This is a genomic window from Metallosphaera javensis (ex Hofmann et al. 2022) (assembly GCF_022064045.1).
In the GTDB taxonomy this organism is placed as follows: domain Archaea; phylum Thermoproteota; class Thermoprotei_A; order Sulfolobales; family Sulfolobaceae; genus Metallosphaera; species Metallosphaera javensis.
Genome location: NZ_JAKNCW010000003.1, coordinates 94,645 through 114,180, shown reverse-complemented (window position 1 = coordinate 114,180; position 19,536 = coordinate 94,645). Strand labels below are relative to the sequence as shown.

Annotated in this window: 22 protein-coding genes; 12 read left to right on the top strand and 10 right to left on the bottom strand. The window is 48.0% G+C overall.

The annotated features are described in order from the left end of the window. Window positions 1-41: 41 nt before the first annotated feature. The 3 genes from L3N51_RS03680 to L3N51_RS03670 are packed head-to-tail and all read right to left on the bottom strand — an operon-like array spanning window position 42 to window position 1,999. A complete protein-coding gene (locus L3N51_RS03680; RefSeq protein ID WP_255776095.1) occupies window positions 42-503 on the bottom strand; it encodes an Lrp/AsnC family transcriptional regulator in 462 nt (153 codons plus the stop codon). Beyond that, complete coding sequence (locus L3N51_RS03675; protein ID WP_238025543.1) at window positions 500-1,489, bottom strand: NAD(P)/FAD-dependent oxidoreductase; 990 nt, start codon at window positions 1,487-1,489, stop codon at window positions 500-502. Before L3N51_RS03675 ends, L3N51_RS03680 begins: the two co-directional genes overlap by 4 nt. 9 nt (window positions 1,490-1,498) lie before the next feature. Continuing rightward, window positions 1,499-1,999: a hypothetical protein gene (locus L3N51_RS03670; RefSeq protein WP_238025542.1), complete on the bottom strand. Its 501-nt coding sequence runs from the start codon at window positions 1,997-1,999 to the stop codon at window positions 1,499-1,501. Window positions 2,000-2,057: 58 nt separating this feature from the next. Here L3N51_RS03670 and L3N51_RS03665 point away from each other — a divergent pair, with 58 nt between their 5' ends. Both L3N51_RS03665 and L3N51_RS03660 read left to right on the top strand, forming a co-directional pair. Continuing rightward, complete coding sequence (locus L3N51_RS03665) at window positions 2,058-2,873, top strand: isoaspartyl peptidase/L-asparaginase (protein WP_238025541.1); 816 nt, start codon at window positions 2,058-2,060, stop codon at window positions 2,871-2,873. Beyond that, window positions 2,870-3,409 (top strand): phosphoesterase, encoded by a 540-nt coding sequence (locus tag L3N51_RS03660; RefSeq protein WP_012020646.1) that lies wholly within the window; start codon window positions 2,870-2,872, stop codon window positions 3,407-3,409. Before L3N51_RS03665 ends, L3N51_RS03660 begins: the two co-directional genes overlap by 4 nt. Here L3N51_RS03660 and L3N51_RS03655 read toward each other — a convergent pair. Further along, complete coding sequence (locus L3N51_RS03655) at window positions 3,399-3,632, bottom strand: hypothetical protein (protein ID WP_238025540.1); 234 nt, start codon at window positions 3,630-3,632, stop codon at window positions 3,399-3,401. The two genes, L3N51_RS03660 and L3N51_RS03655, sit on opposite strands and share 11 nt — an antisense overlap. Window positions 3,633-3,739: 107 nt before the next feature. Between L3N51_RS03655 and L3N51_RS03650 the strand changes: the two genes are divergently transcribed. Both L3N51_RS03650 and L3N51_RS03645 read left to right on the top strand, forming a co-directional pair. Beyond that, window positions 3,740-4,117 (top strand): DUF5751 family protein, encoded by a 378-nt coding sequence (locus L3N51_RS03650; protein ID WP_238025539.1) that lies wholly within the window; start codon window positions 3,740-3,742, stop codon window positions 4,115-4,117. Window positions 4,118-4,156: 39 nt separating this feature from the next. Next, window positions 4,157-5,518, top strand: a complete 1,362-nt coding sequence (locus tag L3N51_RS03645; protein WP_238025644.1) for a digeranylgeranylglycerophospholipid reductase — start codon at window positions 4,157-4,159, stop codon at window positions 5,516-5,518. Here L3N51_RS03645 and L3N51_RS03640 read toward each other — a convergent pair. Further along, entirely contained in the window at window positions 5,489-7,090 is a 1,602-nt protein-coding gene (locus L3N51_RS03640) for a DUF2070 family protein (protein ID WP_238025537.1), read from the bottom strand. The two genes, L3N51_RS03645 and L3N51_RS03640, sit on opposite strands and share 30 nt — an antisense overlap. A 29-nt stretch (window positions 7,091-7,119) precedes the next feature. On the opposite strand from L3N51_RS03640, the gene L3N51_RS03635 reads away from it, so the two are divergent. The 6 genes from L3N51_RS03635 to L3N51_RS03610 are packed head-to-tail and all read left to right on the top strand — an operon-like array spanning window position 7,120 to window position 12,091. Continuing rightward, window positions 7,120-7,404, top strand: coding sequence for a hypothetical protein (locus tag L3N51_RS03635; RefSeq protein WP_238025536.1), 285 nt, complete (start codon window positions 7,120-7,122; stop codon window positions 7,402-7,404). Then, on the top strand, window positions 7,395-8,186 hold the full coding sequence (locus L3N51_RS03630; protein ID WP_238025535.1) for an HAD-IIA family hydrolase: 792 nt from the start codon (window positions 7,395-7,397) through the stop codon (window positions 8,184-8,186). The genes L3N51_RS03635 and L3N51_RS03630 overlap by 10 nt, the downstream gene beginning before the upstream one ends. Window positions 8,187-8,222: 36 nt before the next feature. Beyond that, a complete protein-coding gene (locus tag L3N51_RS03625; RefSeq protein ID WP_238025534.1) occupies window positions 8,223-9,923 on the top strand; it encodes a succinate dehydrogenase flavoprotein subunit in 1,701 nt (566 codons plus the stop codon). A 1-nt stretch (window position 9,924) separates the two neighbouring features. Then, window positions 9,925-10,884: a succinate dehydrogenase/fumarate reductase iron-sulfur subunit gene (locus L3N51_RS03620; protein WP_238025533.1), complete on the top strand. Its 960-nt coding sequence runs from the start codon at window positions 9,925-9,927 to the stop codon at window positions 10,882-10,884. Continuing rightward, window positions 10,881-11,753: a CoB--CoM heterodisulfide reductase iron-sulfur subunit B family protein gene (locus L3N51_RS03615; protein WP_238025532.1), complete on the top strand. Its 873-nt coding sequence runs from the start codon at window positions 10,881-10,883 to the stop codon at window positions 11,751-11,753. Before L3N51_RS03620 ends, L3N51_RS03615 begins: the two co-directional genes overlap by 4 nt. Continuing rightward, on the top strand, window positions 11,750-12,091 hold the full coding sequence (locus L3N51_RS03610; RefSeq protein ID WP_238025531.1) for a succinate dehydrogenase: 342 nt from the start codon (window positions 11,750-11,752) through the stop codon (window positions 12,089-12,091). The genes L3N51_RS03615 and L3N51_RS03610 overlap by 4 nt, the downstream gene beginning before the upstream one ends. A 91-nt stretch (window positions 12,092-12,182) precedes the next feature. Here the strand turns inward: L3N51_RS03610 and L3N51_RS03605 are convergent, their stop codons facing one another. From L3N51_RS03605 to L3N51_RS03585, 5 genes are read right to left on the bottom strand one after another with little or no spacing between them, the layout of a single operon-like run. Continuing rightward, the gene (locus L3N51_RS03605) at window positions 12,183-13,307 is read right to left on the bottom strand and encodes a PLP-dependent transferase (protein WP_238025529.1); all 1,125 of its coding nucleotides are present in this window, start codon (window positions 13,305-13,307) and stop codon (window positions 12,183-12,185) included. After that, the gene (locus tag L3N51_RS03600; protein WP_238025528.1) at window positions 13,291-14,226 is read right to left on the bottom strand and encodes a homoserine kinase; all 936 of its coding nucleotides are present in this window, start codon (window positions 14,224-14,226) and stop codon (window positions 13,291-13,293) included. Before L3N51_RS03600 ends, L3N51_RS03605 begins: the two co-directional genes overlap by 17 nt. A 38-nt stretch (window positions 14,227-14,264) precedes the next feature. Beyond that, window positions 14,265-15,914 (bottom strand): molybdenum cofactor synthesis domain-containing protein, encoded by a 1,650-nt coding sequence (locus L3N51_RS03595; RefSeq protein WP_238025526.1) that lies wholly within the window; start codon window positions 15,912-15,914, stop codon window positions 14,265-14,267. A 24-nt stretch (window positions 15,915-15,938) separates the two neighbouring features. Continuing rightward, window positions 15,939-16,220 carry a PqqD family protein gene (locus tag L3N51_RS03590; RefSeq protein ID WP_238025643.1) on the bottom strand — a complete coding sequence of 94 codons (282 nt, stop codon included), beginning with the start codon at window positions 16,218-16,220 and terminating at the stop codon, window positions 15,939-15,941. Window positions 16,221-16,273: 53 nt separating this feature from the next. Continuing rightward, window positions 16,274-16,750, bottom strand: a complete 477-nt coding sequence (locus L3N51_RS03585; RefSeq protein ID WP_238025525.1) for a single-stranded DNA-binding protein — start codon at window positions 16,748-16,750, stop codon at window positions 16,274-16,276. Window positions 16,751-17,010: 260 nt separating this feature from the next. Between L3N51_RS03585 and L3N51_RS03580 the strand changes: the two genes are divergently transcribed. After that, entirely contained in the window at window positions 17,011-18,183 is a 1,173-nt protein-coding gene (locus L3N51_RS03580; RefSeq protein WP_255776088.1) for an AAA family ATPase, read from the top strand. After that, window positions 18,180-19,535 carry a vWA domain-containing protein gene (locus L3N51_RS03575; RefSeq protein WP_238025524.1) on the top strand — a complete coding sequence of 452 codons (1,356 nt, stop codon included), beginning with the start codon at window positions 18,180-18,182 and terminating at the stop codon, window positions 19,533-19,535. Before L3N51_RS03580 ends, L3N51_RS03575 begins: the two co-directional genes overlap by 4 nt. Window position 19,536 lies beyond the last annotated feature (1 nt).

The window sequence follows — 19,536 nt, the reverse complement described above, 5'->3', positions numbered from 1 at the left end:
GCACATAAAGAGCAGGAGGCGTTAAAAAGGATTCAGTGCCCTTAAGTCTCATCCAGGTACTTCTTCTCCTTTATTGTTCTCAGGGCGACCATGGTGTAGGTTGAGGTAACCCCTTCCAGCTTGCCAATATAGTCCAGAACCTTGGCCAGTTCCTCCCTAGACTTCACCCTCACCTTCAGGAGGGCATAGTACTCGCCAGTCACGTCATATATGTCGTAGATCTCGTTCATCTCCACCAGTTTCTTTAGTATTTCCTCGTATTTCTTGGGCTCCGCCTTGATGAGAACAAAGGCTAAAACGTTCAGGCCTATTCTATCTAGGTCAATCTCTATTCCGAAGTTCTTGATGACGCCCTCCTTCACGAGCCTCTTCACTCTCATGTGAATTGTAGACTCGCTCAGGTCAAGCATCTTGGCCAACCTGGAGAAGGGAGTCCTGGAATCTTTCTGTAAAATGTTTAGAATTTTCCTGTCCACGTTATCCAGGTAATAATAATCTGTCATAATATAGCACTCCCGAACAGTTTAATAAGGTCTAACTTCCCAAAATCGCCCATAGCGAACTTCACAACTAGCTTGGGATCTGCCCTCAGTAATACCCTCTCCAATCCCTTCACCGAATTGGATGCCTTGGCCCTCTTGATGACCTCAGCGTGCACTTGGAGGGTCCAGTGAAGCTTGCTTTTCCTGAACTCCTTAGAGAAGTCCTTTCCCTCTAGGAGAGAGTCGGCCATTATCTTAGAGGAGATAATGGATGGCCTTATCCCCTCCCCGGTGACCGCATAAACGGTTCCTAGAGCCTCCCCGATGTAGGATCCGTTCAGTCTATCCTCGAAGACGCCGTAATCGGCAACCCTTGCCCCGTGCTGTGTCAGGATCCTCCCGGAAGTGATGGTCTTAAGCTTCTCCCTTATGAAATCCACGGAAGCGTAGCCACCAACCCCTATCTTGGCTCCCTTTGGATCTGGAAATATCCACCCATATCCAAGGAGGTCTGAATAGAAGTACATATCCACCATTTCAGGGTCGTAATTCAGGTCAGTTATGTACTGGAGCGCGGGGATGGTCACGTCCTTGGAGAGGGAGTAGTGCCCAGTGGCTATTATCACCTTATCGGCCTCCTCCTCCTTTCCATTCACCAAAAGTTTATCCCCGTGTAGGACCACCTTTGAGTTAAGCCTGAGGTCGATCTTTTCCCCAAGTTTCCTAAGGAGGAGTGGCTTGTCCACAATGTAACCGAGCCTCTCCCTCTCCCTGACCTCGGAGATGAGCTTATTGTCAAGGAAAATCCTGAACCCCTTTATCTCACTGTATATAGCCTCCTTTGGGATATCCAGGTAATTCTCTATCCCCTTGAGAACTCCCCACGCGCAGGGCTTCTTCCCGACGTCATCAAGCCCCTCGTAAACGGTGACGTCGACCCTTGTTCCCTTCAGAAACCATCCAAGCGAGATCCCAGCCGGGCCCCCTCCTACCACGGCCACCTTCATGTAAACACCTTACTTCCTAAAGTAGAGCATCAGTATAAAGCCCATTGTAAGAAATCCTGTATAAAGGACAATTAATTCATAGAAGTTGTGGAGGAACCTGCCTATTACAGCCCCAATCAACACGGTGAGGACGAAGGCGAAATATCCGTCTGCCAGGTATAGGATGTCCTTCTTGAACAGGGCCTTCCATATTTCTTTGGTGGCGAAGTAGAACGAGATGAAGAAGGGTATGGATTCCACGATTGATACCACACCGTATAGTCTGGGCTGAAGGGGTAACACGAAGAAAACTCCTAGGGCGAGACCAAAGGAGAATATTCCCGTGAAGTACAGCGAGACCACTGCGTTGTCCTTTCCGGCCCACGGCCTGTATGTCCAGAAAAGGTAGAGAGCTATGGCGAAACCCACAATTGAGGCTCCCAGGAAAGCAGGAAAGCTGTTAGCCAGTGCGGGTAATACAGGTAACAGTATCAGCACGAGAGAGACGCCAGCAACTTGCCAGTCCTTCATTTGAACCATCTTTAACCTGTTATCAAAGATAAAAATATCTAATGGTAACATTGAGTCAATGAGATACAATTCGCCGGTTCTTGTAATTCATGGAGGAGCGGGCTCATGGAGAAATATGGAAAGGGACAGGGCTTTGAAGGCTCTTAGGGAATCTCTGGAGAGGGGTTATGGGGAGTTCAGAGCAGGAAGCTCTTTGGAGGCGGTGGTGGAGGCCATAGCCTCCATGGAGGATAGTGGAATTTTCAACGCGGGAAGGGGAAGCGTGAAGAACTCAGAGGGAGGAGTGGAGATGGACGCTGGACTGATGTATGGTAAGACTCTTTCCGTGGGTTCGGTGGGATCCATAAGGGCAAGAAATCCAATAAGGAGAGCCTATGAAGTTTTGAAGCAGGGAAGGCATGTCCTCATGGTAAGGACAGTGTGGGAAGATATAGAGATGGGCGACAATTCAAGGGATGGGGACACCGTAGGGGCAGTGGCGTTAGATGAACAGGGAAATCTGTCCGCCGGAACCAGTACCGGTGGAATCAGGGGCAAGTTACCCGGACGTGTGGGGGACTCGCCAGTACCTGGGGCTGGATTTTACGCGACTACCAGGGTGGCTGTCTCCTGCACAGGGATAGGAGAGCTCATTCTCAGGTTGCTCCCGGCCAAGGAGATTGACATGTTGCGAGCCATGGGCTACCCCCTGGACGAATCCGTTAGGGCGGTTATGGGAAAGTTCACCGAAACGTTCGGCAGGGATAACCTCGGTTTAATTGCCCTAGACTACCAGGGTTACGCCTCAGCATCATTTAATACCGGCGCAATGCCAAGAGGAATTAAGTGGAACGGAGGAGAGAAAGTGTTCTTTGATGAGGTAGATCAGTTATGAAGATATTGGTCCTCAGCAACATAAGGTTTCCTGAACCACATATAGAGAGCGTTCTCTCAAACGTGATAAAGAAGGAGGAGCCAGAGGTCATTGTGCTGAACGGTGATACGACACAGTGCTACTGGGACTACGAATGTCCTAGAGTAATTGACGTGCTTTACGTTATAAGGAGCATTGCTCCGTGGGCTCAACTGGTTTATATTCAGGGGGACATGGACCCCCATGCGTTGAAGTGCATCATGGCGGAACCCAGGTACAGGGAAGAGATAATAGGGACCACCATGTACATTGCCGACGCATCCTCCATAAAGTACTACATAATTCACGGACATCAGGGAGATATTGACCAATTGAGAAAAACTGTGGGGGCGGGACCCTGGGACTGGCTTGTGATCGGCCAGCACAAGAGGTTGGAGGTGGATAAACTCGCAAGGGTCATCTATGCGGGAGGTATAACCAGGGAGTTCCCGCCCGAGAGTCGCGGATACGTTGTCATCACAGATTCCTCGCACTATACCAGGAGTCTCACGCACTGACGTCCAGGTTTATTTCCGACATACTTTTGATTATTCTAACGTCGTAAAATCCCTCCATGGGATCTCCATCTCCCTCTTTCCATGCCACCATCCCGTCCACTATTAACATGTTTCTTTCCCCCTTGCTGAATATGATATCCTCAACTGACCTGATTTTCCTCAATTTTAGGACCAGTTTTCTAATCTCTGGGGTAAACTTTCTGTAAATTATCTGGACTATCACAATATTATATTGTTTCCTCAACTTAAAAAACAAAGGAATGGAGTTTAGCGTATCACCGCGAACTGGGACACATTACTAATATTAACTAAGCTGACCAGGATAAACCCATGGACTTGAGAAATAAGGCCGTCCTGGTCCTAGTGCAGGTTAGGGAGGAGACCTTAGCTGATGTCTTCAGGAAGCTGATGAAGGATGCTAGGACTTCAGGTTACAGGAAGATTTTCATCAACGTGATATCTTCCCTTCCCCACTGGCAAGTGCTGGCCAGTGCGAGGGAAGCTATACTTGACAACATTGATCTGGGCCTAGAGGTGTACACTTGGAAACCTGAGGACGTAAAGAAGATGTTTGAGAAGGCCTCCCAGCTTGGCATTGACGGCATTATGACCTATTGCGATGAGGATAACAAGTACTCCATGAGCAAGTTAATGTCAGCGCTTCCAGATTCCCTAAAGATCTCCATGATAAAGGATAATTGTAAGTAGATTTTTATTTTGGATGGAGAAAAGCTGGCAGGGATATTTTTGAAACAACTAAACTATGACGTGTTAATAATTGGTGGAGGATTCGCAGGTTCCACCGCTGCTTGGCATCTGGCCAACAAGGGGCTCAAGATACTCCTGATTGATAGTAAGCCTTGGAACAGGATAGGAGATAAACCCTGCGGAGATGCCGTGAGCAAGGAACACTTTGACAATCTTGGCATGCCCTATCCGGAAGGGGAGCAACTGGAACAGAAAATCGACGGAATCAAGCTGTATAGCCCCGATATGTCCACGGAGTGGACAGTGAAGGGCGAGGGATTTGAGATAAATGCCCCAGCCTACACGCAAAGAATACTGAGGGAAGCTAGGGACAGAGGAGTAGAAGTTATGGACCTAACAACTGCCATGAAGCCAATTCTCGAGGACGGCTTCGTGAGAGGCGCTGTGATATTTGACAGGAGGAAGGAGGAACAGATAGAGGTAAAGGCAAAGATGGTTATAGAGGCCACCGGTTACTCGAGGAGCTTCAGGAGCAAACTTCCACATGAAGTTCCCGTTTCCGAGGACATGGATGAGAGGGATGCTGACATCGCCTATAGGGAAGTGGCATATACAAAGGAAGACATTGATGAACCTGGCTACCTGAAGATTTTCATTAATCAGACCACATCTCCTGGAGGGTACTGGTGGTATTTCCCGAAGGGGAGGGATAAGGTAAACATAGGCTTGGGAATACAGGGCGGAATGGGTTATCCCAGTATTTATACCTTTTATGAAAAATACTGGAAAGAGTATGGGGCAGACGTTGATAGGAATAGGATGATAGTGAAGGGAGGAGCCCTTGTGCCAACCAGGAGGCCCCTAGATACCTTGGTTTGGAACGGTATAATAGTCATAGGTGACTCCGGTTACACTGCTAACCCCGTACACGGTGGTGGAAAGGGTTCCGCCATGATATCAGGTTTCTGCGCAGCTAGGGCAACGTTGAACTCCTTTGAAAAGGGGGATTTCTCCGCCCAATCCCTCTGGGAGACTAACCTGTGCTATAATGAGCGTTATGGGGCGAAGCAGGCGAGCCTAGAACTGTTCAGGAGGTTCCTTCAGAAGCTCTCCGACGACGACATCAACTACGGGATGAGGAAGAAGGTTATCAGGGAGGAGGATCTTCTGGAGGCGAGTATGACAGGAGACCTTCAGCTGTCCGTTGCCGATAAGGCAATGAGGGTCATTGCGGGTTTGGGAAGACCATCATTGCTTTACAAGTTAAAGAACGTAGCTGAGTATATGAAGGAGATAAAGACGTTATACAGGGCCTATCCAGCTGGCCCAGATCAGTTACCAAAGTGGAAAGGGGAAGTTAAACAGCTAATCCTAGAATTTGATAAGGTAATTTCCAAGTAGGAGTATGAGAAGGACCACATAGGGGAAGATCACTGGGATCCAGAAGGTTCTCATTGCGAAACTCCCCACCTGTTCCAATCCCTCCACCATTGAGGAGATGAATTTTCCAATCACTTTTACTTTTCCGTCTACTATCATGTATTTCGCGTCCGCTCTCTTGTATTCCGCTTCAGCTTTCTCAATTGCGCTAGCGAGAGCATCAACTATGAGCGGGCAGGGCTCTGCGGGGGCGTAAAGATTTCCGAAAGACGTTCCAGTGCACGAATGGTCGTCCGGAGTCACAAGAATAACCTTATCAAACATGTTACCAAACTTCTCTTGTAAGAGTCTTCCCGTTTCCTCGTTGGCGTTGTTGGCAAATATGTAACCCACAAGTATTCTTTTCTCGCCATCCCCAATTATTAACGCCTTAACTTTCCTGTTACAGATTCCCTCACACGTAGACTTTATCTCGGACTCGCCGTATCCCACGAATAGGGGTCTCTCCTCGGTTACTGGAATCTTCCTTGAAATGAATTCCCTTAAGGCCCTTTCATCTCTGTGACCTATCTCCTCCTTCAGAGATTCATTATGACAATCAACGAGAAAGTTCCCCGTCTTCAGTGACTCATCCCACAATCCTCCTGGAAGGTCATCTATTCCGTAACCGGGTCTCTCGCTGAAGTTAAGGGTCACATGGTCAAAGACCAGCGAGGTCATCCTAAACCTGTCCTGAGACAGAAACTTTATCCCCCCAAATTTCAGCTCCTTCCATTTCCCCTCCTTGATCCTTGAGGAAATAAGTTGAGCCAGTTTGCGAGATTCCTTACTTGAGGCAACGTCTATTTCGTGGCTTCCAGGTCCGTGAAACACAATCACCCTGTCACCCATCAGCTCCTCCAGTTGGTAGGGGAAGAGGGAGCTTCCGACCTTTCCATACATTCCAAAGTGTATCCTAGGTAAAACTAGAAGTAGATCACCGAGTTTGAGAACGAGTGTGCTTGAGTGGAACTCTGTGGATATTTTTTCCAGAAAGTTCTCCACTTCCTCATCCCTTCTGTAGCTCATGGCCTTAAGGAAAGGCCTTACGATGTTAAGAGAGGAGATACCCGTAATGCTTTTTCCCTTTCTGTTCACGAGGATTAGATATAGGTATGAGAACAATCCCACAACCAGATAGAAGGCAATGACCAGTTCAAGGTTCTTAGGAAACGTGGAGAGGGCTGAGACCAGTCCTGTGACTGTTGTTAAGGCCGGGGAGGTCAGATCTCCATAATCTATCAGCATCACGTATGTCATTAAAGGGATGAACAGGCCAAAGGACAGCGGTATCACTAATGGAAAGAAAGATATTATGAGGTAAAGTATCCCGAACATGCCAGCCATAGCAAGGAAAGTTCTAACTCTCCTGTGGAGTGATAACAGGGACAGAACTAGGTAAACAAGGAATCCCGTCAAATATGCAAAGCCATCCGACAGGGATCTCAGAAAGGAAAGGCCTACTTCAGCCCCAACCCAGATTGAAAGGGCCTCCGTCGATGGTAACCTTATGAGCTTAGAATAGTAATTTCTAGTTAGTTTTTCTGAATCCACGTGTTTACACAACGGGAGTGGATAAAAAAATGATTGAAATCGATCTGGGTGGAATAAGCCCTCTGAAGGTTATCAGAAATAACCTGGGAGAGTGCACAATGTTTTACGTTGAGATCAAGGATCTAGGGGATTTTTTAATATTTGCTTTTGAGGGGAGAGCCAATTACGTGAAGATAATGAGGCCCTTTCCTGGCAAGTGGTCGTGTGATTCAGCGCTTTACAACCCTCAGGGACTATTCCTTTTCGATCTAGGTCAGGGCATAACTTCAGAGGCACTCAGGACCAAGATGGAGGCGATAGCGAGATGGGGCTAGACTACGACTTGGTGATAAGCGACGTTGATGGAGTCATTCTCATGGAGGGCGAACCCATATGGGATAACATAAACTCCCTTAGACGGATGATAGAAGAAGGAAAGAAGGTAATTCTAGTCACCAACAACTCCGGGTTCAGCAGGGTTCTCCTCTCAAGGCAGTTAAACTATTTGGGCCTGCCCATTGATCCTAGAAACATCATCACCAGCGGTTTAGCGGCCGTCCTTTACATGAAAAAGACGTGGGATGTAAGGAAGGTTTTTGTGATTGGAGAGGAAGGTCTAGTGGAGGAGATAAGAAATGCAGGATACGAGGTCCTTATGACTGCTAATGCCGAAAAGGAGAACCCTGACGTTGTAATACTGGGGTTGGACCGGCTAGTTACCTACGATAAGTTATCCGTTGGTATGAGATGTATATGGAGAGGTAGCAAGTTCGTTGTCACAAACATGGATAGGTTATGGCCCTCTAAGGACGGTTTGAGGTTGGGAGCAGGTGCTCTCGCCAGCGCGCTGATATATGCGCTGAAGAGGGAACCGGACTTTGTGGCAGGGAAACCCAATAAGTGGATTGTTCAGGTAGCAATGGAGCTCATGGGAATAAATGACCTGAAGAAAGTCTTGGTTATTGGCGATCAACTGGAAACTGACATCAAGATGGGGAACGATCTGGGAGCTGATACCGCCCTAGTTCTAACCGGTATTTCACAGCGTCACGACGTAGAAAGAACGGGAATACGCCCTACATTTGTAATAAAGAACCTATCTGAACTACTCTCTTAAAGTAATTCTTAATAACGTATCTATTGCGATTTTTGTATGGACAAACTTCTTTATGACGCAGTAGTTCTTGGAGGAGGATTAGCAGGGCTAATGTCGGCCCACGAGATCGCTTCTGCAGGTTACAAGGTAGCGGTCATCTCCAAGGTTTTTCCCACAAGGTCTCACTCCTCCTCCGCAGAAGGCGGAATAGCCGCGTATGTTAGAGGTAACTCGGATCCCAATGACAATCCAGACTACATGACCTATGATACGGTAAAGGGAGGAGATTATCTGGTAGATCAAGACGCTGCAGAGTTACTCTCACAAAAATCGGGGGAAATAGTCGAGATAATGGAAAGATGGGGCACGTTATTTAATAGGCAACCTGATGGTAGAGTTGCATTGCGTTATTTTGGGGGACAAACCTATCCCAGGACTAGGTTCGTTGGAGATAAAACTGGGATGGCGCTTCTGCACACGCTATTTGAGAGGGTCTCAGGTCTCTCCGTGGATTTCTATAGCGAATGGTTTGCAGTAGACCTAGTACTGGACGAGAAGAGGGTAGCCGGCGTTCTGGCCATGGAAATGAAGTCCATGGAGCCAGTCCTGTTCAAGGCCAAGGCCGTGGTTCTAGCCACAGGAGGCATGGGAATGTTATATGCCCATACCACCAATGCCTACATAAACACAGGGGATGGATACTCCATGGCCCTGAGGGCCGGGGCAGCCCTTAAGGATCCAGAATTTGTGCAGTTTCACCCTACAGCCCTTTATCCCTCAGACATCTTGATCAGTGAGGCAGCCAGGGGAGAGGGAGGAATCCTGAAAAACAACAAGGGGGAGAGGTTCATGACCAGGTATGCCCCCAAAAAACTTGACTTGGCTCCAAGGGATATAGTTTCCAGGTCCATCACCATAGAGATAAGGGAAGGAAGGGGATTTCCGGGAGGTTACGTTGGGCTGGACCTCACCCATCTGGGAGAGAGCTACATTAAGGAGAGACTTGCGTTGGCCTATGAGGCGGCAATGAGCTTTGCGGGGGTGGACGCGACCAAGGAGCCCATCCCTGTTAGACCTGCACAACACTACTACATGGGCGGCGTAGACGTGGATATAACAGGAAAGAACAGTGATCTGCAGGGTCTGTTCGCGGCGGGAGAGGTGGCCTGTGTGTCAGTTCACGGTGCCAATAGACTGGGTTCAAACTCCCTGCTCGAGACTCTCGTCTTTGGTAGGGAGACTGGAAGGACTGTTGTTGAGTATCTCAGGAAGCATGAGGAGTCCTCCTCCACTACCCTGGAAAAGGAAGCGGAGAAACTCCTTGACGATGCCTATACCTTCGTGAAGAGTGAGTCCGGGGTACATTTCGGTGAGATACTCAATAAACTCAGGCAGGTGATGTGGGACGATGTTGGAATATTCAGGAACGAGGATCTGTTGAAGACAGCCCTGTCAGAGGTAGAGAAGCTCAGGGCACAGGTGAAGAGTATGTACGTTACTGACAAGAGTAAAACCTACAATACCGAGTTCTTTAACGCCTTGGAGCTGAGGAATATGATGGACTTGGCTGTAGTAATAGCTAAGTCGGCGTTGACCAGAACGGAATCAAGGGGCGCCCATTACAGGACCGATTATCCAGAGAGGGATGATAAAAACTGGCTTAAACACACCTTGGCTTACTTGAAGGGTAATCAGGTGGAGATAGGATTTAAGCCCGTGACTATGACTAGGTGGCAACCTGAGGCGAGGGTGTACTGACATGGAGAGTCAGGCGGAACAGAGGGAGATCATAGTCAAGGTAAGAAGGTATAACCAGGAGAAGGGAGAGTACTGGCAGGAGTACAAGCTACTGGTGGACAGATTCACCCAAATGACTGAGGTTCTCAGGAGGATAAAGTCGGAGCAAGATCCAACCCTGGCTTACAGGGCCTCATGTCATATGGCTGTGTGCGGTAGCTGTGCCATGAAAATTAATGGGGAGCCAAGGCTTGCGTGTAAGACCCTGGCTCTAGACCTGGTGAAGAAGTATGATAGCAACCAGATAACTGTTGAGCCCATGGATTACTTCAAGGTTCAGAAGGACCTGATCGTGGACATGGACGATTTTTACACCAGGATGTTCAAGGTTAAACCTAGGCTATATCCTAGCAAGGAAGTAACGGAAGGTAACGGTGAACATAGGTTAAGGCCGGAGGACCAGAGGGAGCTCTGGAAGTTTGCCCAGTGTATCTGGTGCGGGCTGTGCGTCTCATCATGTCCAGCCGTCAGAATTGACCAGGACTTTTTAGGACCTGCAGCACATGCGAAGGGCTACAGGTTCCTTGCAGATCCCAGAGATACAATTTACGATGAAAGGTTGAAAATTTTGGCCGATAGTGCATGGAGGTGCACATATTGCTATCAGTGCTTTAACGTATGCCCTAGGGACGTGGAGCCAGTTACCACCATCAAGAAGACGAGGTCCCACACCAGATTCCTCAAGGAGAAGACCGAGGTAGTAAAGACTGGTGAGAAACACGTGAAGGCCATATTCGATAGCATAAGGGAAACAGGGAAGCTTGAGGAGGCGAAGGTATATATCACAACTTACGGTCTAGCTGAGGCAATTAGGGACATGCTCTACACCATGAGAAACGGGAAGATGAACCTTGCATTAATTAGGGAAAAGAAGGTTACTCAAATAGATCAAATTCAGAAATTGATGGGTGAGGACGAATGAAGGTAGCATATTACCCCGGATGTGCAACCCATGGCCTCTCCAAGGACGTGGATATAGCCACAAAGAAAGTAGCTGAGGTACTAGGACTGGAACTGGTAGAGGTGGAGGACTGGAACTGCTGTGGAGGAGGCTTTCTGGACGAGTATGACCAAAAGGCTCATGCTGCCTTGAATCTAAGGAACTTGTCCCAGGTGGAGAAGATGGGACTCAACAAGATGGCAACTCCCTGTAGCGTTTGCCTGCAGAGTCACAGGCTCGCGGTAAATAACTACAAGGAGGATAAGGAACTCAGAAAGGAGGTGGATTCCAGGCTTAGGTCAGCCTCCATAGAGTACAAGGGAACTGTAGACGCTGAGCATATCGTGTGGGTATTAGTGAGAGACGTGGGGGTGGAGAAAATAAAGTCCCACGTTACTAGACCCCTGAATCAACTGAAGGTGGGAACGTATTATGGATGTCAGATGCTCAGGCCTGAGCAGATCATGGGGTTCGAGTCAGTGTACAAACCCCACAGTCTTGAGGACCTCGTATCCGCCACCGGGGCCACACCGGTGAGGTTCCCCATGGCCACTGCATGCTGTGGTTTCCCCTTGATGGGCAGTAACCCCAAGGGAGGATTGAAACTGGCCTATAACGTCCTTTCCTCGGCAAAAGGAGCAGGAGCTGATATCATGGTACATCCCTGCAGTCTATGTCATCTGCAACTGGACGTTACCCAGTTCAAGGTTATGGATGAGTTTAAGACCGGTTGGACCATGCCCACAATGTACATTACTCAACTCCTAGCGATATCCTTCGGGATAAGTCCTAAGGAACTTGGACTTAGCAAGATAGCAATGAAAGCCCTGGAGGAGAGGGGTATAACATGATCCAGGATATCAGTAAGTTAGGTGGGGAGATGGGTCCCTGGAAGGATGTATCAGAGAGGCCTGGAAAGGAACCCTTTGCTAAGGAGGCAGAGTACAAGATTGACGATCTTTTCTGGGGCAAGTTTCATCTTCGTAACACTGGGGAACTCTACGTTCTGGTGATTTCCAAGATTCCCTTCAACTGGAAGGAAAGGGTTAAGGATCTCAAGATATATGGCGAGGTCGTTGATGCTGCAGGGGGCATAATGTGGATCGCGACGGATGAAGCTCACATCGAATCAGATCTCAATGCAATCAAGGAGTATCTCATGAAAATCAAGGACTCCTCTAAGAAATGAGAGGAGGCCCTAGCTTCACTCTGCCATGGTTACATGGCTGTAGGCTAGGTATGGCAACAAACTCTTTTTCGGTTCAAAAATAAATCTTTCTCTAAATCTTGGCGAGTGCCTTATCTAGGTCCTCTATCAGGTCTTCCACGTCCTCTATGCCCACAGACAATCTAAGGAGGGAATCCCCGATTCCTGAGGCCCTTCTTTCTTCAGGGGAAAGGGTCCTGTGACTCATTGTTGCTGGATGGGAGATAAGGGAGTTAACGCCTCCTAGACTTTGAGCTGGAATTATTATGGAGGTAGATTTCATCACCTTCAAAGCCTCCTCCGCTCCTCCTTTTACCTCAAAGCTCACCACTCCGCCGAAGCCCTTGAGAACCCTCCTAGCTACACTGTGGCTTTCATGGCTCTTGAGACCAGGATAGTAAACCTTAGCTACCTTAGGATGCGCCTCAAGGAACTCAGCTACCTGTTGTGCGTTCCTGTTTATGACATCCATCCTTATCTTAAGCGTCTTCATGCCCCTAATGGTGAGATAGGCTGGATGGGGATCCAGAGATGTTCCGAGGGTTCTCCTCATCTGATCTATAGCCCTTACCAGTTCTCCCCTACCTGCTATCAGCCCAGTTATGACGTCGTTGTGCCCTGCAATGAACTTGGATGCGCTGTGTATAGCCAGCGATGCCCCAAATTCCAGCGGTCTCTGATTAATTGGGGTGGCAAACGTAGAGTCCACAAGCAGAGTAGCTCCTACCTCTGAGCAGGCCTTTCCAACTCTCTCCAGGTCAATGACCCTCAGCAAGGGATTGGTGATGCTCTCAACCATTACTACGTCATAACCAGCGCTCATCATCTCAAGCATCCTTTGGTCGCTGGCAGGAGCCACGTCAACCTTCACTCCCCAGGACGATAGATAATCCTTAGTGAACCTTAGGCTTCTCCCGAACATGTCCACGTGAACCAAGAGTTTCATACCTGGACGGAGTAAAGTTAACAGGGTTGTTGAGATAGCCCCCATACCTGAGGAAAAGGCAAGCCCTGCCTCCGCACCCTCAAGTTCAGCTATCTTTTTACCTAACTCAAGTACAGTGGGGTTAACCTCTCTGGAATACCTATACTTTTCACCTTCAGGGTAAAGGAACGCTGAAGTCTGATAGATAGGGGTAGTTATTGCCCCCGTTGTGGGATCTATGGATTCCCTCACCGACTTAGTTGATTCCCTCAACTCTGACACCCTCTCCTATCTCAGTGGTAATGAAGTCACACGAGAAACCATGTTGTGCGCATATCTGCGCACTCTCCTTTCTTATCTCCTCCAGTCTAGTGGAATTGTCATAAAGGATAAGCACCGTTGGTCCTGCTCCGCTTACGCACGCACCAACTGCGTCATACTTTAGAGCAGTTTCCTTGATTTTGGGATAGTGTGGATACATTGGTTCCCTAGACTTCTCCACTATGTTATCGTTCAATCCTTCCCTGACCAGTATCCTATCACCCTTTACCACCCCCAGAATGAAAGAGGAGAGGAACCTTGTATTTTCCACAACCTTGGAGACCTCAACCTGTCTGGGGACCAGTTCCCTTGCCTTCTTCGTCTTCCCTTCTCCCGTGTTGACCTTGGGTATGACCAACATCAACTTGAAGTCTAGGTTAATCGGTACTCTCACAACCCTTATGGGGTCATGGGATGTGACTGCCACAATTCCCCCAAAAGCACTAGCTGCCACGTTATCCGGGTGAGGAGATCCGCTCACCGCCTTTTCGCCAATCACAGCGAACCTCACTATGTCCTCCAGGGTTAAATGAAGGTTGAACAGTTCGTTGACTGCAGCCGCTGCAGCTACAGCGGAGGCTCCGCTGCTTCCTAGACCCAGCCCTGGGGGAACTCCCTTTATCACGCTGAGTTTCACCGTGTAATTCAATTGAAATTCCCTCAGGATTGCCTCAACTGGGGCACCTGCCGAGTTTCTTGCTGGATCCAAGGGTATGCCAGTGTTTGACGCTATTACTACCTTCCTCTCCCTTTCATTCAGGATCTCAGCGTACACGATGTCACTAAAGGCCGAGTGACTCATGGAAAGTATATCATAACCAGCACCGAGGTTAGCAGAAGATGAGAATGCTGTAGCTTTCACTGAACGCATACCCGAGAATAAGGAGTTGAAGTAAAAGGCTTTTCCAACTAGGTACTTTCAGAAAATATTCCTTCTAAGAATTGAAGGTCCCTATTTCTCACTATTACTTTTAATCCCTCTTGAGTTACTCTCTCGCCATCTATGTACCCCTGGGGAGCAATTACCTTCCCTTTACCCAGGAAAAGGGAAGCCGTGGAGGGTGATTTCAATTTCACTGCCGGCTCATTAACCAACCTACTCATGCCTATCCAATCATGATAGCTGACAGGATCACCCTCTCCTTGAGAGATGATCCAGCGTCTTACCTCCACAGCGTCTGGGACATCTTCCCTACAAAGGAAATCGCTCAGGATAAGCGCATCTCCCACACCATACTTGAGTGCAGCACAAGCCGGTACCGTGCCCAGCAATATTTTCCTAGCCTTCACCTCCCTTATCCTCACGTCTTCCTCCCCTATTATTACAGGTCTATTATCAAGGCTCTTTACGGTCACCTCAATCTCCTCCCCCTCCTTAACCTGTGTACCGGGGGGCAAGGTTACGTAACCATCCGAGCCGGCGAAGGTACCCACCATGTAACTATCGAAGGGAACAGGGATCGCGTAATATCTACCTTGTCCCTTAACCAAGTACACCGGTATGTTGGTAACCCTGAATCTGTCAGCCTGAATGGGTAAAATGGATATTGCAGTGATCTTCCCATGATAGGCCCTCCTAGTGGCCATGGATCTTCCTGAGAATTCCTCTACGTATTTCTCCACCAGCTGGTTGAACGTCATAATTGTGGCCACTATGTTTCCCGAGAGTCCGAAAACTGGTTTACCGCGTATCTCTCCAAGGATCGTAGGTTTTCCGGGTTTCGTGTTTATGCCCTGTACCACGATTTTTCCCATCTCCCTTATCAACTGATGTATGTAATCCTTCTCGCCCGCGCTCGTACCCCCTGTGGTAATAATGAGGTCAGCTGTCTCTACTGCCATCTTGAGAGAGTCCCTGATCCTTTCCTTATTGTCAGGCAGAACTTCTGTTCCAACTACCCGGCACCCCAGTTGTGCCAGTCTAGAGACTAGGAAATGGACGTTGCTTTCGTATATCTTTCCAGGAGCGAGATTTGCCCCGGGCTGAACCAGCTCGTCCCCCGTCGCAATGACATAGACCTTGGGAAGATCATATACCTCAACCTTCTCCACTCCCACAGATGCTAGGGCACCAACATCCTCTGCTGTGACTTCCTGTAGTTCACCCATGATTTCTGAACCCTTGGGAATATCACTTCCAGCCCACGCCACATTGGCTCCAAATCTCATTCTAGAATTTATTTCAACGAACGGAAACTCCACGTGAGTATCCTCTATTTTCACTACAGCGTCGGCTCCCCATGGGATAGGGGATCCCGTATCCACTTCCACTGCCTCTCCAGGTCCAAGGGTAATATCCTTCCACTCTCCAATGGATATCTTGTCAACTATCCTAAATTTTCCAGGAGTGGAGGACGATTTTACTGCAAATCCGTCCACAGTAGATCTAGAGAAGGGTGGATAATCTGTATTAGCGAGCACGGGTGAAGCGGTTACCTTTCCCACCGAGTCCAAGATTCCAACAGAAATTACCCTCCTCTTGGGGGGTACAGTTTTGAGAAATAGCTCTACGGCCTCTTGTGGAGTAGGTAAATTCTCCTCAGGAACGAAATTTCTCATGAGAAAAATACACAAAACAAACTTTTAAATGGTTATTAGGGCTGCCTCCTGAAGTTGCTCGAGTACTGCCACGATGGGTGCCCTAATCTGCTCCTCCTCAATCTGAGCTTCCTTGCTAATTTCCTGAACTATATCGCCTACAGTTCTTTCTCCGTCACACATGGCCCAGATGTAATATGCCACGGCAGCGACTTCGTAAATCTTGTCCTCAGCTAACTTTATGATGAACTTCTCTCCATCCTCACTCTTCTCTACGTATTCACCTTCTCTTCTGGGTTTCCTGTCCTTTATCTCATTGAAATCCAGTGAAGGATGAAAATGGTCGTGTTCCTCTTCCGGTTCCCTGTCTTCTTCAAAATTCACTCTTCTTCCTCTCCGCCTTCTCTTGGCCTTCTCCTGAAGCCTCCACCGCCATAGTTTCCTCCGAAACCACCGCCGTAACTTCTCCTTCCTCCACCTCTACCTCTGAATCCACCCCTTCTTGGGGGAGAATCATCGGTAGGAGTGTTTTCCGGAACCTGATCGGCCTCTGGGATCGATTCCTCAGCAGTCTCGCTGATCTTGGACCTGCTACCTGCGTTAAGTTGAACTTGCCCCTTAAAGACAGTGGTCCAAGCGTTTTCAACCTTGATTATTTGACCTTCTTTCACTTCGTCGCCTTGGTTCCCCCACAGGGTAAGCTTAACTCTCCCTGTGTCGTCTCCCACCATTACTTCACGAATGGTTCTAGGGCCGTTCTTTGTCTGAACGGTCTTTTGTTCACCTACTTCCAAAACGCGGGCGGTTACACTTATGTTCTCCATCCCGCCTTTTAGATTTCCTATCTTTTCGTCCATATATCTCGACTCACACGAATTTGTTATTTCAATCTTTGAAATTCGCCTATATAAATTAGTTGGTTAGTTTGATATACCGCACGAACCCTTCACGCTTATCGCCTTTAGTATAAAATAAATGCGACAATTAAAATTTCCTATTTAAAGGATTCAAACGTACGTCCATTCAAGATGTTATGCAGGTTTTATACAAAAATATAGTTAAATAGAAAGGATTTTTATTATTTCATAATTCTTAACCTCTGTTTATAAGCTACAAGATGGTAAACATTATAGGGAGAATAATAGTGAGTTCATCACTCCTTGAACTTCCCAAAAAGTTTTTAGAGTCCCTCTATTCCCCGTTCGTGGGAAGGGAAGAGGAGGCTAAGGTCATAACGTTGGCTCTCCTTACAAAGGAGCATATCGTATTAATAGGGGAACCAGGAACGGCTAAATCAGCCCTAGCTAGAAGGGCAGCAGATCTGCTTAATGCCAGGTTCTTCATGTATTTACTTACAAAATACACCGAACCCGCCGAACTTTTCGGCGCGCTTGACGTCAATGCATTGAAGCAAGGTGTTTACAAGAGAATAACGAAGGAGAGACTTCCCGAAAGTGAGCTGGCTTTCTTGGACGAGATATTTAACGCAAACTCAGCAATACTTAACGCACTGCTCTCACTGCTCAACGAGAGGGTGATATATGACGGTTACAATGTTATCAAGGTTCCGCTGAGAACGTTAATCAGCGCCAGCAACAGGGTGCCTGACGAACCGGAGCTTGAAGCTCTTTACGACAGGCTTCTTCTAAGGCATTACGCGAAACCCGTGGGGGAGGATATGTGGAAGGATCTGATAGACTCGTCCTGGGAGCTTGAATTCACTGATAAATGGAAGGTCAAAGAACCAGTGATGACTGTGCAGGACTTGGACAGGCTATACAGTATGCTCTCAGAGGTGGACCTGAGCCAGATCAAGTCGAAGCTCCTGAAGCTATACGTCATGCTAGAAGAGAAAGGTGTGCACTTAACTGACAGGAGAAAGGGTAAGGTCCTCAAGATAGTCTCAGCTCATGCCCTACTCAACTCCAGAACTAAGGCAACGGAGGAGGATCTGGTGGTACTCAAGTACATAGCTCCTAGAGAGATAGACGACTTCGAAAAGGTCTCAGCACTTCTTTCAGAGGAACTTAAGACCCCCATAAAGTACATGAGGGAACTGAACGAGATATTCAATAATATCAAGGAGGCAGGGAAATATGTAGATGCGGCTAACGAATCCGATCCCAGGTTAATTGACCTAATTAGGAGTTTGAGGGCAACAAAGGACAGAGTAATATCCTTAGGAAAGGAGAGCGGTGACGAGAAGGTAGAGGAGTTCTCAAGGGAAGTTGGAGCGGAAATTGATAGACTGGTAGAAAAAGTGGGGAGGAAGCTGGGGATCTACACATGAGTGGTCTCCTTAGAGGTGTGGATTACGAAAGCCCCATTGTGAAGTACAGGGGCGAGAGGATACTTAACACCCTAAGGAGGGTCTCGGGTAAGGAGTCCAATGTAGATCCCCTATTCCTCATCGATACCTATTATGTGCATTATCTCCCTCTCCCTATTCTGAAGACCAAGGGAGAAATTGACCAAAGTGATTCCATAAAGTACTCATTGATTGATCTTACCATTTCCTCAGAAATAGTGAACAGGAACAGGAATTATTCCATTGCGAATTCTGCGGTGAGCATGGCCCTTTCAGTGAGCTACGTGCAGAACCTGATAGAGGAACTGGAAAGGATCAGGAGAACTTCACAGTCACAGGAGGAGAGGGAGGCTGCAGAGCAGATCCTTAATGGAATAATGAAGGGAAGTCAGGGAAAGGAAGGAAAGCAGAATCAGAACCAGCAACAGGAGAACCAGGCCACTGGAAAGCTGATGAAACAGGTTCATGAAAAGGCCATGGCAAAGGCTTCAGAGGACGCCAACTCGGTGAGAAGCATGCAGAGAATAGTCGGGGGCAATGGAGCGGGTACAGGATCCATGATGAACTTTGAGGGAGATATACATGACGTGCTTAGGCTGGCTAGGAACACGGAAATCAAGAAGATCTTGGAATTCCTAAGCGGTATCCCCAAGTTAGGTAGCTTCACCAAGAAGAGGACTACTAGGTACGCCAGAGGAGAACTCTATGGATATGAGGAAGGTTCAGATCTTGAGAGACTAGTTCCTTCAGAGCTAGCGTTGCCTGAGGAACTTTTCGACGTCAAGTTAGCGGAGAGCCAGCTTCTGCTATACCAGAAGCAGATTAAGGAAACCCTGGGGCCCATATACCTCCTCTTAGATAAGTCCGGTAGCATGGATGGGGAGAAGATCCTGTGGGCTAAGGCTGTTGCCCTTGCACTCTACAGCAGGGCCAGAAGGGAGAACAGGGATTTCTATCTGAGGTTCTTCGATAACATTCCCTATCCCCTGATCAAGGTCATAAAGAACGCGAAAAGTAAGGATGTAATCAAGATGGTTGAGTACATTGGTAAGATAAGGGGTGGAGGCGGGACTGATATATCTAGGTCAGTAATGTCAGCCTGCGATGATATAAAGGACGGTCACGTAAGGGGAGTCAGCGAGGTAATAATCTTGACAGATGGGGAGGATAAGATTGCCGAGACTACAGTGAGAAGATCCCTCAAGGAGGCAAATGCCACGCTGATTAGCGTGATGATAAGGGGAGACAACGCAGATCTCAAGAGGGTATCAGATAACTATCTCGTGGTCTATCGTTTAGATCAAGGAGATCTACTTAGGGTAGTGGAGTCCTGAG

Excerpts from the sequence above, each read along its gene's own strand:
- L3N51_RS03630 (WP_238025535.1), top strand. The coding sequence starts at position 7,395 with ATGGGGCTAGACTACGACTTGGTGATAAGCGACGTTGATGGAGTCATT.
- L3N51_RS03680 (WP_255776095.1), bottom strand. The coding sequence starts at position 503 with ATGACAGATTATTATTACCTGGATAACGTGGACAGGAAAATTCTAAAC.
- L3N51_RS03585 (WP_238025525.1), bottom strand. The coding sequence starts at position 16,750 with ATGGACGAAAAGATAGGAAATCTAAAAGGCGGGATGGAGAACATAAGT.
- L3N51_RS03575 (WP_238025524.1), top strand. The coding sequence starts at position 18,180 with ATGAGTGGTCTCCTTAGAGGTGTGGATTACGAAAGCCCCATTGTGAAG.
- L3N51_RS03580 (WP_255776088.1), top strand. The coding sequence starts at position 17,011 with ATGGTAAACATTATAGGGAGAATAATAGTGAGTTCATCACTCCTTGAA.
- L3N51_RS03670 (WP_238025542.1), bottom strand. The coding sequence starts at position 1,999 with ATGAAGGACTGGCAAGTTGCTGGCGTCTCTCTCGTGCTGATACTGTTA.
- L3N51_RS03650 (WP_238025539.1), top strand. The coding sequence starts at position 3,740 with ATGGACTTGAGAAATAAGGCCGTCCTGGTCCTAGTGCAGGTTAGGGAG.
- L3N51_RS03625 (WP_238025534.1), top strand. The coding sequence starts at position 8,223 with ATGGACAAACTTCTTTATGACGCAGTAGTTCTTGGAGGAGGATTAGCA.
- L3N51_RS03620 (WP_238025533.1), top strand. The coding sequence starts at position 9,925 with ATGGAGAGTCAGGCGGAACAGAGGGAGATCATAGTCAAGGTAAGAAGG.
- L3N51_RS03615 (WP_238025532.1), top strand. The coding sequence starts at position 10,881 with ATGAAGGTAGCATATTACCCCGGATGTGCAACCCATGGCCTCTCCAAG.
- L3N51_RS03595 (WP_238025526.1), bottom strand. The coding sequence starts at position 15,914 with ATGAGAAATTTCGTTCCTGAGGAGAATTTACCTACTCCACAAGAGGCC.
- L3N51_RS03635 (WP_238025536.1), top strand. The coding sequence starts at position 7,120 with ATGATTGAAATCGATCTGGGTGGAATAAGCCCTCTGAAGGTTATCAGA.
- L3N51_RS03660 (WP_012020646.1), top strand. The coding sequence starts at position 2,870 with ATGAAGATATTGGTCCTCAGCAACATAAGGTTTCCTGAACCACATATA.
- L3N51_RS03600 (WP_238025528.1), bottom strand. The coding sequence starts at position 14,226 with ATGCGTTCAGTGAAAGCTACAGCATTCTCATCTTCTGCTAACCTCGGT.
- L3N51_RS03665 (WP_238025541.1), top strand. The coding sequence starts at position 2,058 with ATGAGATACAATTCGCCGGTTCTTGTAATTCATGGAGGAGCGGGCTCA.
- L3N51_RS03610 (WP_238025531.1), top strand. The coding sequence starts at position 11,750 with ATGATCCAGGATATCAGTAAGTTAGGTGGGGAGATGGGTCCCTGGAAG.
- L3N51_RS03675 (WP_238025543.1), bottom strand. The coding sequence starts at position 1,489 with ATGAAGGTGGCCGTGGTAGGAGGGGGCCCGGCTGGGATCTCGCTTGGA.